At 69.6% G+C, this 12,812-nt stretch carries 12 protein-coding genes and 1 pseudogene; 10 read left to right on the top strand and 3 right to left on the bottom strand.

The features are described 5' to 3' along the window. The first annotated feature begins 8 nt into the window (after nt 1–8). Nucleotides 9–194: a helix-turn-helix domain-containing protein gene (locus B207_RS0126950; protein WP_018639793.1), complete on the top strand. Its 186-nt coding sequence runs from the start codon at nt 9–11 to the stop codon at nt 192–194. 6 nt (nt 195–200) lie between these two features. On the opposite strand, the gene B207_RS0126945 is transcribed toward B207_RS0126950, so the two are convergent. Next, nucleotides 201–404, bottom strand: a complete 204-nt coding sequence (locus tag B207_RS0126945) for a helix-turn-helix transcriptional regulator (RefSeq protein ID WP_026311495.1) — start codon at nt 402–404, stop codon at nt 201–203. A gap of 149 nt (nt 405–553) precedes the next feature. Here B207_RS0126945 and B207_RS0126940 point away from each other — a divergent pair, with 149 nt between their 5' ends. From B207_RS0126940 to B207_RS35855, 9 genes and pseudogenes are all read left to right on the top strand, one after another. Beyond that, entirely contained in the window at nt 554–856 is a 303-nt protein-coding gene (locus B207_RS0126940) for a hypothetical protein (RefSeq protein WP_018639791.1), read from the top strand. Between the two features lie 255 nt (nt 857–1,111). Next, nucleotides 1,112–1,321, top strand: coding sequence for a hypothetical protein (locus tag B207_RS35865; protein ID WP_018639790.1), 210 nt, complete (start codon nt 1,112–1,114; stop codon nt 1,319–1,321). Continuing rightward, the gene (locus B207_RS0126930; protein ID WP_018639789.1) at nt 1,321–2,583 is read left to right on the top strand and encodes a tyrosine-type recombinase/integrase; all 1,263 of its coding nucleotides are present in this window, start codon (nt 1,321–1,323) and stop codon (nt 2,581–2,583) included. The genes B207_RS35865 and B207_RS0126930 overlap by 1 nt, the downstream gene beginning before the upstream one ends. A 259-nt stretch (nt 2,584–2,842) precedes the next feature. Beyond that, nucleotides 2,843–3,772, top strand: coding sequence for a hypothetical protein (locus tag B207_RS0126925; RefSeq protein WP_018639788.1), 930 nt, complete (start codon nt 2,843–2,845; stop codon nt 3,770–3,772). A 164-nt stretch (nt 3,773–3,936) separates the two neighbouring features. Beyond that, nucleotides 3,937–4,962, top strand: coding sequence for a replication-relaxation family protein (locus B207_RS0126920; RefSeq protein WP_018639787.1), 1,026 nt, complete (start codon nt 3,937–3,939; stop codon nt 4,960–4,962). Between the two features lie 309 nt (nt 4,963–5,271). Beyond that, nucleotides 5,272–5,793, top strand: coding sequence for a hypothetical protein (locus B207_RS0126915; RefSeq protein ID WP_018639786.1), 522 nt, complete (start codon nt 5,272–5,274; stop codon nt 5,791–5,793). Nucleotides 5,794–6,209: 416 nt separating this feature from the next. Further along, the gene (locus tag B207_RS37320) at nt 6,210–7,031 is read left to right on the top strand and encodes a class I SAM-dependent methyltransferase (RefSeq protein ID WP_051102688.1); all 822 of its coding nucleotides are present in this window, start codon (nt 6,210–6,212) and stop codon (nt 7,029–7,031) included. Nucleotides 7,032–7,155: 124 nt separating this feature from the next. Beyond that, a complete protein-coding gene (locus B207_RS0126905) occupies nt 7,156–7,467 on the top strand; it encodes a hypothetical protein (protein WP_018639784.1) in 312 nt (103 codons plus the stop codon). Nucleotides 7,468–7,495: 28 nt separating this feature from the next. Beyond that, nucleotides 7,496–8,377: pseudogene (locus tag B207_RS35855) on the top strand (hypothetical protein); the annotation flags it as partial. Between the two features lie 139 nt (nt 8,378–8,516). Here the strand turns inward: B207_RS35855 and B207_RS35850 are convergent. After that, a complete protein-coding gene (locus B207_RS35850; protein WP_018639782.1) occupies nt 8,517–10,916 on the bottom strand; it encodes a DEAD/DEAH box helicase in 2,400 nt (799 codons plus the stop codon). Between the two features lie 426 nt (nt 10,917–11,342). Continuing rightward, entirely contained in the window at nt 11,343–12,566 is a 1,224-nt protein-coding gene (locus B207_RS0126890; protein WP_018637025.1) for an IS110 family RNA-guided transposase, read from the bottom strand. Nucleotides 12,567–12,812 lie beyond the last annotated feature (246 nt).

Below are 12,812 nucleotides of genomic sequence, written 5' to 3'. Positions count from 1 at the left end.
AGGCGACCGTGACCAAGCTGCTTGTGACACCGACGGAAGCCGCGGAGATCCTCGCGGTCAGCCGGAGCACCGTGTACGAACTGCTCGCCGCGGGCGCGCTGGAATCCGTGCGGATCGGCCGGTCCCGGCGGATCCCCCGTGCCGCGCTCGACGCCTACGTGGCTCGGCTCCGCGGGCTCGACGCGGCGGCGTGAGGTGCCCTACGCCTGCGGCGGTGTCGGGAGGTCCGGCCGGTGTTCGGCAATCCAGGCTTCGACGTCGGTGGTCTGCCAGATGTGGCCGGCGGCAAGGGTGGCGTGCGGTTTCGGGAAGGTCGGGTCCTCCTTCAGGAGCTGGTTCACCCGGGTACGGCCTACCCCTAGCCGCTGCGCGATCTCCGCCGCTCCCATGAGCGGTTGCGTCATGCACGCAGACTACTGGACGACCGTCCAGACACCGGGTACCGTTGGCGGCACTGGACGATCGTCCAGTCACGAGAAAGCGGTCCCGGCGGGTGCGCCAACACCCAACCGGGACCTTGATCCCAATCCTGAGTACACAGGAGTTGAGACCCATGGCTATCTTCTCGTCTGGCGGCTTCGGTGCCTGGCGCACCCCCGGCGACGGCGACTCTCCGCTGATCGCGACCCGCACCCTGGACACCGGGGAGCACGAGCTGACGATCCGTCCCGGCGCCGATGTCGGCGACCTGGTAGCGATCCTGGGCACCCTGCCCGCGGACGCCTTCTTCACGGAGCACTTCGGCGACGTCGACGCGGTGCTCGTCTTCCGGGCGGTGCCTGACGAGGGCGCACCGGCCTGGACGATGGCGAAGTTGTCCGGCGGCCCGGGAGCGGCCAGCATCACCCGCGCATAACGGCACTCCTGCCTGCTCTACCCCCTCATTCTTTTCCCGTTCTCTGGTGGCGTTTCCAGCTGTCGGGGTGTCGGACGGGTCCAGGGTCGACCGAAGGTCGATCGCGTAGCGACGCCGTAGGCGCCCTGGACGCGGCCGGCGCCCCGACAGACCATTCCAACGCCAGAGAACGGAAACCCCACCCGCACCGGGCAACGCCACCTGCGGCCCGCGTGCCCCTCCCCGTTCTTCCCTCGGCAAGGAGCTGACTTCGTCATGCCCACCGACCACGACGAACACCCGACGATGAGCCTGCAACAGGCTCTCCGGGAGCACCTCGACCGTGCCCGCACCCGGCAGGGCCGGCTCTACCCACAGCCGGACGGTGAGTCCAAGTTCGCCTGCGACATGGGCGACAGCCGCTACGGCTGTGCCTGGTGCGACAACATCGAATGGCCCGACGGTAACCCGCTGGACGTAGCCTGATGGCCGCGGGAGACGACGCCGGAAACGACCGGCGCAAGCGGCGGCGCTCGCACGGCGAAGGGGCGCTATTCCAGCGGGCGAGTGACGGCCTGTGGGTCGGCCGGATCGACCTCGGTTGGGAGGGCGAGAAGCGCACCCGCAAGACCGTGTACGGCAAGACCGAGAAGGAATGCCGGGGCAAGCTCGACAAGGTCCGGCGGGCGGCCGAACTCGGCGTCAACGTCACCGCGGAGCGGCGAACCATCGCCGTCTGGCTGGACGAGTGGCTCGAACTCAAGAAGGGTGACGGAACCCGCGCGTCGACGCTGCGAGCCTACCGCTGGCTGATCAACGCGCACATCGTGCCGGTAATCGGCCGGATCCAGCTCGACAAGCTGACCCCGCTGGACGTCCGGCGGCTCGTGACCTCGGCGAGGAACGCGGGCCTCGCCCCCGGCAGCGTCCGCCACGTGCACAGCCTGATCCGCAACGCGCTGGCCGAAGCCGAGCGGCTCGACCTGGTCGCGCGCAACGTGGCGAAGGCAGTCAAGGCGCCACCGGTCCCGCATCGCCAGGTCCGGGCGCTGCACCCGGACGAAGCTCGGCGGCTCGTGGACGTCCTGCGCGGTGAGCGCCTGGAAGGCGTCTTCTCCTGCGGGCTGATGCTCGGCCTGCGCCGTGGGGAGATCCTCGGCCTGCGCTGGGCGGACGTCGACCTCGACGGCGCGACGCTCCACGTCCGCCAGACCCTCCAACGGGTCGACGGTTCGCTGATGTTCGTCCCGGCGAAGACGGAACGCTCCCACCGTCGCCTGCCCATCCCTCCGCGACTGGTGGCGATCCTGCGGCGGCACCGGGCCACCCAGGCAGCAGAGCGGACCGGCCTCGGCGACGCCTGGACGGAAACCGGGCTCGTCTTCACCTCGTCGATCGGCACCCCGTTGGAGCCGCGGAACGTCAACCGGCGTTTCGACGTCCTGCGCAAGGAAGCCGGGCTGCCGTGGCTGCGGCTGCATGACCTACGGCACGCCTTCGCCTCGATGCTCTTCGCTGAGGGCGTGCCGGCCCGGACGGTCATGGAGCTGCTCGGGCACTCCACGATCCAGCTCACCATGAACACCTACACGCACGTGATGCCGGAGACCCAGCGCGACGCGGTCGGCCGCCTCGACCGGATCTTCAGCGACCGGGCGGACGGGGACGACACCGAAGAGGGCGCCGACCCGGCGGACGACGAAGACGGCGAGAACGAGGGGAACGGCGGGGAGAAGCTCGCGGGCTGACCGTGTACCCGAATAAACCGGCGATGCCCCGGGATGACCGTGAACTTTGCGGCGCCCGGGGCCTTTGCCATTCGGGCACGGAAGGCTTTGGGTACAAAGTTAGGTACAGAACCCTTTTGGGAATCACTACCGAGACCCAAAAGGCCTGGTAGATACGGGTGCACCGGCAGGACCACAATAAGAACCGGACGATCTTGGTTGAGGGCCCTGAGATCGTCGTCCGTCCGGTAGGGAGACGTGTCCTGACCAGGGATGACGCATGAGGGCCCCGGACGGCACCAGTCCGGCCGGTGCTCCGGCCGTGGACGTGCCGGCCCAGAGCAAGGACATCGCGGTCACCCTGGTCACGTTGATCATGGCGCTGGTTGTTGGGCTGACGTTCTTGTTCGGCTTCGGCAATGTCCTCCAACTCGGGCTTCGGTTGGGGGTGCCGATCTGGATCGCGCCGCTGGTAGCCCCGGCCGTTGACCTGTCCGTGGTGGGGCTTTTGCTCGGGACCCGGCAGTTGGCTTTGCGGGGCGCTCCCATCGAGCTTCTGCGTCCGGCCCGACGGCTTCTGGTGTTCTCCAGCATTGTCACGCTGGCGCTCAATATCGCCGAGCCGGTGATCGCGGGTGACTATGCGAAGGCCGCGTTCGACAGCGTCGGTCCGTTCCTGCTGATCGGCTGGAGTGAGGTCGGCCCAGGCTTGTTGCAGGCCATGCGCCACCCGGCCGAAGGCTCCCAGAATCCTCCCTCATGCCCGCCGGCTGCTGTGGACGCCACGCCGCCGGCACCGGCGCCAACCGCCGACGGCGGCATCACCGCCCCGCCGTCGGCCGCGCCGGAGGTTCCTCGGCAGCGTCGGCCCGCCACGGCTTCGGGTGGGCTGTCCGACGAGGAGTGGCTGGCATGGGCACGGCGCGAGGACGCCCTGTACTGGGAGGAGAACCACCGGCCGATCTCCTCGGACGAGCTGCGTAGGCGACTGCACGTGGGCTCGAAGCGGGCCCGGAGCCTGGTCACGCAGCTGCGCGCCGAGGCCCGCCGCGTTCTGGACGAACACAGTCCTGCCGGTGCTCCTGCTACGGGTGGCCCCCTCCTGTCCAGCCACCCCGACAGCGACGGAGACGGAGACGGCGTGGAGCTAGTCGAGATCGGGCCGGCGGAGCCGGCAAACCCGCCGGGTGTGCTCGCCGCGGTCGGATGACGGCCCCCGCCCGTACGGGCGGGACCAGCGTGCACCGGCGGTCCGCGCCGGGCCGGCAGACGCCGGCCCGGTCACCCCCGCCTCTGCGGAGCACTGGCCCCACCCCTCCAGCCCCGCCCGCCCGTCGACCGCCGCCCGCGTCACCGTCCAGGGAGACACCACACGTGATCACGAATCCTCCGCAGCAGAAGCATCTCGGCCGCCGCACCTACGCCCGTCCCGCCGCCCGCACCGTCGCCGGCAGTGAGCACCAGCTGTGGCTGGCCCACCACCTCACCCCCCGGGACCGGTGGATCACCCGAATGCTGCACGAGCACCGGGTCCTGACCACCCACCAGATCGTCGAACTCGGCTGGACCAGCCGCCGCGCGGCGAACCTGCGCCTGCTGGAGCTCTACCGCTGGCGCGTCCTCGACCGGTTCCAACCGCTGGTGCCCTCCGGGTTGGCACCCATGCATTACATCCTCGACGTCGCCGGCGCGGCCGTGCTGGCGCATGAGGACGGCCTGGACCCGAAGAAGATCGGCTACCAGCATGATCGGGCGAAGGGCATCGCCCACTCCCTGCACCTGGCGCATCGGGTCGCGGTCAACGGCATGTTCACCCGCCTTATCCACCACGCCCGCCAGCCCGGCGCCGCGGGCACGCTGACCGCCTGGTGGCCGGAAGAACGCTGCGCCCGGCATTTCGGCGACATCGTCCGCCCCGACTCCTTCGGACGCTGGACGGCCCGCGGCGGCACCGTGGTCGAGTGGTTCCTGGAACTGGACTACGGCACCGAACCCCTGCACCGTGTCACCGCCAAACTCACCCACTACCAGCAGCTCGCCACCAGTACCAGAATCGCTACCCCGATCCTGCTGTGGACCACCACCGCCCGCCGGGAGGCCCGGCTACGCGCAGCGATGGCGCAGACGCTGCACAACCTCGACCGACCCGAGCTGGTGCCGGTCGCGACCACCGCGGCCGACCTCACCCCACCCGACCAGCATCTCGACCCCACCCCGGCCCGCTGGCTTCCCCTGACCACGACCCGGCCCGGCCGGCTCGGGCTGCACCAGCTCCCCGACGTCCCGCCGCACCTGCGCCCCACCGCCCGCCAGGACGACGCCGCCGGCCCGTCGGACCCATCCGGCCGGCTGCACCCGCCGGACCCAATGCCACCCACCAGCCTGCATCCCGCCGCCTGACCGGGACCACGCCCATCCGTGCTGATGGTGTCTGCCCGCCGGTCTTGCGGCCGGCGGGCAAGGCACCGCCGGCGCGGGAGAAGACCCACTCCGACCGGGTCTCCGGACGGTCGGGACGCCGGCAGCCCCGTATCAGAGTGACGGGGCATGTACGGCGCCACCACCCGCCGCACCGGCCCGAGAAGAAAGGGAGACGGCCGCGGACGGTCGGGACGACGCTCGCCCCGCATGAACAAGTAGAGGCCCGACACCGGCCAGGGCACGACCCCGGCCCGGTCGGGCACGGGGATCACGAGAGAGGACTGTGCCGTGAACGCTGACACTTGGACGCTCGTCGAGGACATCACCAACCGCGTGCAGCGCGCCGTGCGCGCCGGGGACTACCCCGCCATCCTGGGCCTGCAGGGCGACCGGAACCTGTTCCTCAGCGACTATCCCTACCTGACCAGCTGGGCGACCGCCCTCGCGTTCGAGATCCGTGCCGCCGCCACCGCGAAGGCCATCCACACCCACCGCTGGGTTCTCGCCGTCCCCCAGGTCTGGTACGACGACGGCGAGATCATCCAGGCCCGGCCGCTGTACACCGCACCGCTCCAACCCGGCGAGACCGAGACGATCAGCTGGATGAGCTATGACGCCACCGACGGGGTCGACTACGGCCGCGTCGAGTTTGCGCGCCGCCCGGACGGCCAGCCCGTCTTCGACGACCTCGAATACTTCACCAGCCCCGTCCAGCCCCTGCCCCGCCACCCCGGCGGCGCCCTACACCGCCTCCTCATCGCCGACATCGACCTCAGCGAGATCACCCCATCCGTGCCCACACGACGCTGACCACACGCACCCGGTGCGGACCGCAAGCACGGACAGTGCCGGCGGGTGGGCAGGTGTAGCGACGCTGATCATGCTCCTGGCCGACGAGGAGATCGCCGTTCATTTCAATCACCCATCGGCTGGCTGGCCACGTTGTGCCGCCGCACGGTGAGCACCGCCGAGTGAACAGCGGTCCCGTTCAGTGGCGGAAGGCAGCCGCAACCATGGAATCTCCATGTAGGCACGCACCCAGAGGCTGGGGTCAGGTGGTTCTTCGACGGCCTCGACCTCGTCGAACTCGGGCCTCCTCTCGACCGTGCAGACGGGGGCGAAGCTCCCTCGCCGCCGACACGGTCGTGGCCTGCTCGCCGGGGGAACGGGGCGGGGGCATGCCGAGACCGACAACAACCCGAGCTAGTTAGGTTAGGCTAACTTTCATGACCATGGGGAAGGTGTCCGCGGCGGAACTGGACGAGGTGTCCTCGACACTGCTCACCCCGCTGTACGGGCGTGCGTACGGGCAACGCTTCGCGCCCAAGGCCCGGTTCACCGATCCGATGGCCGCCCAGCTTCTGCAGGCCGTCGCGTTCGACGACAGTCGAGTCCTGTCCGACCGATCCAACAGTGGCGGCACGATCTGGCGTTCCCTCGTCCTGGACAGGCTGACCGTGGCATTCGCCCGCCGTCACGACCGCCCGGCGATCGTCACGGTCGGCGTGGGGCTGTGCACCCGCCTCTACCGTCTGGCCGGGCAGGTGCCCGACTCCGCGAGCTGGGTCGGTATCGACTCGCCGGAGGTCATCGACATCCGCCGGCGGCTGCTACCCGACGAACCGATGACGCTCGGCGCCGCGTCCGCCACCGAACCCGGCTGGCTCGACACGTTCGACCTGGCCGGACGGCCGGTGCTCCTGATCGCAGAAGGTGTGATCATGTACTTCGGCGCGGCGGGATTGCGGATTTTCCTGACCGAGGCCCTGCGCGCAGGTTCCGGCACCGAACTCGTCGCCGACTACTTCCACCCCCGCATCGCCCACAGCGACCGCCACCCGATCGTCAAGGCCACCGGCGCACGGTTCCGCTCCGGTGCCCGCGACGGAGCGGCACTGGCACACCTCGTCCCCGGCTGGGCCCTGGTGGACGAGCACCCCGCGATGGAACGCATCAGCCCCGCCCACCGCCTGGCAGCCACAGCGTTCCGACTCGCAAGCCTCGGTGGCCGGCCCTACGCCGTCGCCCACCTCCGCGCAGCGCCCTGACCCCGCGCTCGCAGTGCATCTGCTCCCGGGACAGGCACTCTCACCCCGCAACGCATCGACGATCAGCTCGTGCCGGACGGGGCCGGGAGGAGTGTCAGCTCACCGCATCGGTAGGCTGCCGCCCGTGGTGGAGTTGAGTGACGCCGAGCTGGATGCTCTGGTCGAACGTGCCGTCGTCGACGCCTACGGCGAGGACGAACAGCTCACAGCCTTCCACACAATGATCGAAGACAGTCTCGCGGTTCCCTTCCAGACCACCGTCCTGGGTGTGGAGGTGACCGTCACGGGGATCGGTCTGCTGCCTGGGAGCGGTATCGTGGCGATCTGCGCACGTGGGAGACACCGCCAGGCGATCGGCATCCTGGACCTGCCGCTACCCACCCCGCCCCCGGCAGGGGCGGAATGGATCCACGCCTACCGGCACTGGGCGCCCTGACAACGCGACGACACAGGCAGGCTGAACGGTGTCCGAATACCAGTACTACGAATTCCTGGCCCTCGACCGCCCCCTGAACGAACGGCAACAGGCCGAGGTTCGGACACTATCCACCCGGGCCCGTATCACCGCCACCCGTTTCACCAACGAATACCACTGGGGCAACTTCTCCGGCGATCCACACACAATGATGGAGCGCTACTACGACGCCCATCTCTACCTCGCCAACTGGGGCACCCACCGTCTCATGCTCCGCCTGCCCCGCACCCTGCTCGACCTCACCGTCGCCGAGCGGTACTGCGTTGACCCGCACGTCACCGCCTGGACCACCCGGCAACATCTTCTCCTTGACCTGACCAGCGACAACGAGAGCGAGGACTGGGTCGAAGACGCCGAGGACTCGCTGTCGGCGATCGTCGGCGTCCGCGCCGAACTCGCCGCCGGCGACCTACGCCCGCTCTACCTGGCCTGGCTGGCCGGCTACGGAACCTGGGAACGCGACGAGAACGCCTTCGACGACGAGGAAGAGAACGACCCCGAACCGCCGGTACCCGCCGGGTTGGACACCCTCACCGCGCCTCAGCGGGCCTTGGCGGACTTTCTGCGCCTCGACGCCGACCTGCTCGCCAGCGCGGCCCAGGCCAGCCCACCCACACCACCGGTCAAGGAAGACCCCCGCGCACTGGCCAGATGGATCAAGGGTCTTCCCTCCCACGACAAGGACACGCTCCTCCTCCACATCGCGCAGGGCCACGGCACCCGAGTTCAGGCGGAGATGCTGCGACGCTTCCGCGGCGAACCCGACAGCGACAGAAACGACCACCCTCGACGCACCGTCGCTCAACTGCTGGACACCGCCGCGGGTATCCGCCAGGAACGCCACCGGCGCACCGAGGCCGCGCGCGCCGAGTAGAAGACCCACGGCACCCAAGCATGGCGACTCGGGAAACAATTTATAAATAATCTAATGGGATATTTATTGCTCCTTTTTTATCGTCGACACGGACCTGCAGCGACATCGCCCGAAGGTCGTGAGATGGAAAGGTTCATTACTTCTTGGATGACTGTGGTGTCCCATCCAAAGGTTCTACAGGGTCCGTGTTGACGGTGAAACCGAGGTGTGTGTAGGAGCGGGCGCGTTTGCGTGACATGGCGGTGAGGACGGGGATCTCGGTGTCGATGTAGTCGTGGACTTCGATGCTGGTCTTGGCGGGGTGGTCGCGCAAGATGCGTCCGATGTACTGGACCATGCTGCCTTTGAAGGAGACAGGGTGTGCGAGGAAGAGGGTGTCCAGGCGGGGGCAGTCGTAGCCTTCGCCGACGTAGCGGTCGGTGGCGATGACCAGCAACGGGAGACCGTCGGCAGGCGGGTCGGCGAGCAGGGCGAGGGTTTCTCGTAGCTCGGCGGGTTTCCGGGTGGCGTACAGCGTGTGGGGCTGGTGGCCGTGGGCGCGGAGCAGGTCGGCGAGGGCGTCGACGTGGCTGGTGCGTCGGGTGAGGACGAGGCAGTTGCGGCCCGCGGTGACCGCGGTGTGGACGTCTGCGCAGATCAGCTGATTGCGGGGGGTGTCCTCGGTGAGGGCGGTGAAGACCACGGAGGTGATCGCCCCCGGTTTGGTGGTGTCGGCACTGTCGGGGAGGGTGAAGTCGGTGTGGTGGAGGTGGACGATGCGCGCTGCCGGGTCGGGATCGGCGGGGTTGACCATGGGGATGGTGTGGCGCCTCGGGCCGCAGTGCATGAAGATGACCGGTCCGAGGCCGTCGCGGCGGTAGGCGGTGGCAGTCAGGCCGATCCAGCGGCGGGCGGGGATGCGGCGGACAGCTTTCTCCACGGTGGGGGCGCCGGCATGGTGGGCCTCGTCGACGATCACCAGCCCATAGTCGGGGAGGCGGTTGGCCGCTTCGTCCGCGCGGGCCAGGGTCTGCATCATGGCCAGGTCGATGATGCCGGTCGGCTTGTTCTTCCCGCCGCCGATCTGCCCGATCTGGTCGGGGGTGATGTCGAGGTAGGTGGTGAGGCGGTCGCGCCACTGGTCCATCAGGGGTGCCCGGTCGACCAGGATCAGAGTCGGGGTGCGGTGATGGGCGATCAGCGCGCAGCCCATGACCGTCTTTCCTGATCCGGGCGGGGCTTCGAGGACACCCAGGTCGTGGTGGGTGAGGGCGGTGACCGCGGCCGGCTGGGCGTCACGCAGCGTGCCGGTGAAGGAGACCGTGATGGGTGGCGGGTCGGCGCGACGGTCGGTGATCTTTAGCTGGCTGCCGGCGTCGCGGACGAGAGCGGCGGCGTTGTCGGCCATGGCGCGGGGCAGGTGGAGGAACTCCAGGTCCTCGACGTAGCAGCGGATGAACCGGGGGGTGTTCCAGTTCGAGATCCGCAGGTTCTCGTTCTTGTAGAACGCCGGGTTCGCCAGGGACGCGGCGTGTTTGAGCGTGGCCAGCAGCGACGGGGGCAGGCCGGCTCGTCGTAGGGCGAGCATCCCGCCCCACTCGGCGTGGATCGTCGGCGGTGGTGCCGGCTCGTGGGCCAGCGAGGGACGGAACCAGCGGGCGTCAGCGCCGACCGTGACCGGCCGCATGTCCGCGACCAGACGGCCTACCTCGGTGCGGGGGCAACGTCCCACCTCGGCGAGGAACGCCCACTGGTCGTCGTGTGGGGCGAAGGTGTCCGGGTCGACGAACACGGTCCTCCCGCGGGCGCGGCGTTCCTTCTGCAGCGGCAGAGCGATCAGGTTCCCCAGTCCTTCACCGGCGGCGGGCAGATGGTCCTGGGCGGGGAAGAAACGGTCGTAGCTGTCGAGACCGAGGCCGCCGCGTACGGCCATCGCCTCGCGCAGCAGCGCGAACCCGACCGCCCGGGCGTCCAGTGCCGGCACCGGCTCGTCGAAGAAGGTCCAGACGTGGGCGCCCTGCCCGGAGCGGGAGATCTCCACCGCCACCGGCACACCCGCGGATCGGGCGGCGTGGGCATAGGCCTGCGCGTCGAGCTGCCAGTCGGTACCGTCGAAATCGCAGGCCAGCAGCCGGCAGGTGTCATCGGCCAGCATCGGGTACAGGCCGATCGTCACCGCGCCGGACAGGTGGTCGCGCAGCACCGCGTCGGTCAGCGGCCGGTACCGTCTGGCTTTGCGTGCCTGCTCCCAGCTCTGTCCGGGCTCCCGGTCGAGCACAGGAGACCACCCGGTCCGTCCCTCGCGTTCCCACCGGCGGGCGTACACATCCTCGCGGCCGACGAACAACGACCGGAACAGCGCGACCCGCTCGGCGGCGACACGTTCCACATCCACCCGCGTCCCGGCCCCCACCGGCCCTGAGACGGCTGGCATCAACTCGGCCGGCTGCGGCGGACGGCCCTCCGCCACCGTGGCCAGCCGGAGCACCTCCGCGCGCAGCCCCGCGATCTCCGCCCGCAGATCGGCGAGTTCCTCCGCGCAGGAACACGCGGCCACAGCGGGGACCGCGGATCCTCCCGGTAGGGACATAACCCGATTGCACCACGACGAGACTGACAGCAACGAGGGGACGGCCCGGGCGGCGGCAGCACGAATCAAACGAGGCGCGAGACAATCCTGACGCGCGACGCCTACCAGACACCCTGCGGTGCAAACAACCACGCCGACGGTCTACAGACACTCTGGCAGCGCCTCGGCTCACCTGGCGGGCGACATGGACGGCTCCCCAATGACACCGGCCCTCTGTGCCAGCCCAACCATCGCGACTGGCACGAGCAGCACGACTCACCAGGGTGAACGGCCCGACCGGCGTCATCAGCCCCACCGACATAACCGGCGGAGTCAGAACGTGGCGGAGCCTCCGAACGGGGTTGCTCGGAGGCTCCGTGGTGGGTGGTCTCAGACATCCCATGTTTTTGGATGTCAAGCGGCGGCGTCGAGCGTGACGTTCTGTGGCCAGGCGGTTGCTTCGTTGTAGGCGGTCTGGGTCTTGAGGCAGCCATGGAGGATGCCCACGAGGCGGTTACCGAGCTGGCGGAGCGCGGCGTGGTGACCGGCGCCGCGGGCGCGCAGGGCGTCGTAGTAGGCGCGGGCGCCGGGTGAGGCGCCCAGGGCGCAGAAGGCCTGCTGGTGCAGGGCGTCGGCGAGCCGGTGGTTGCGGGCGTAGCGGGCCAGGGCGACCTTCTTCTTCCCGGACGCGCGGGTGATCGGGCTGGTCCCGGCGTAGTTCTTCCGCGCCTTCGCGTTGGTGTAGCGGTCGGGGTCGTCCCCGAACTCCGCGAGCACCCGGGCGGCGAGGACCGGCCCCAGGCCGGGCTGGGACCGGTAGACCTCAGCGTCCGGGTGCTGGCCAAAATGGGCATCGACCTGCTCGGCGAGCCGGTCGATCTCGGCGTTGAGCGTGCCGATCAGCGCGGCCTGGGCACGGACGACCGCCGCGTAGGCGCCGGCGATCACCGGGGACACGGGCAGCTGCCCGGCCTGGAACGCGGCCCTGATCTTCCGGGACTTCTCGGCGATGTCGCGGCGGCGGGCCCGCTTCAACGCCGCGGAGAGCTGCGCGATGGTCAGCCGCCGGGCCAGCTCCGGTGTCGGTGCCTTGGCGAGCAGTTCCAACGTGTCCGGGGCGGCCAGGTCGTCGAACACGGCCACGGCGGCCGGGAACGACTCCAGCAGCGCCGCGCGCAGCCGCTGGACCTGCCTGGTGCGGTCCCAGATGAGCGTCTGGTGGGCCCGGGCGGTGATCTTTACTGCCTCCGCGAGCTCGCTGTCGCCGGCGACGGCCCGCAGCTGGTGGCGGTCGGTGCGGACCATGTCCGCCAGTGCGTGCGCGTCCCCGGCGTCGCTCTTGGCCCCCGACGTCGAGTACCGCTCCCGGTAGCGGGCGGCCTGCAGCGGGTTCACCGCGATCACCTGGTAGCCGGCCGCGACCAGCGCGGACACCCACGGTCCGCGGTCGGTCTCGATCCCGATCACCACCTGGGCCGGGTCGGCGTCCTCGGGTAGGTGCGCACCGACCAGCTCGTGCAGCCGGGTGATCCCGGCCAGCCCCTCCGGCAGCCGCGCCTTCACCAGCCTGCGGCCCGCCTCGTCCTGCACCTCCACATCATGATGATCCTCAGCCCAGTCATCCCCGACGAACAGCACCGACATCCTCCCGACCCGCACACGGACAGGTTCAGCAGCCGGGGAGAGCCACCAGCGGACTAATGGTCAAGTGCTCACACCGCCACCGGCCGGCACGACATCCCATCAGCGGTCACCTCTCCCGACCACCAGCGGGGACACGGTCTGACACTAGGACTCGACTCGGTCCAGTCGTTGGGAGTGCTCACCCGCTGGCGGCTACCGGCACCGAGCCTGCCCTATGCCGACCCGGTAGCTCCCATTAGT

The sequence above is a fragment of the Parafrankia elaeagni genome (assembly GCF_000374165.1).
GTDB lineage: Bacteria > Actinomycetota > Actinomycetes > Frankiales > Frankiaceae > Parafrankia > Parafrankia elaeagni.
The sequence above is the reverse complement of the archived record's forward strand: the minus strand, read 5'-3'. Positions and strand labels throughout refer to the sequence as shown.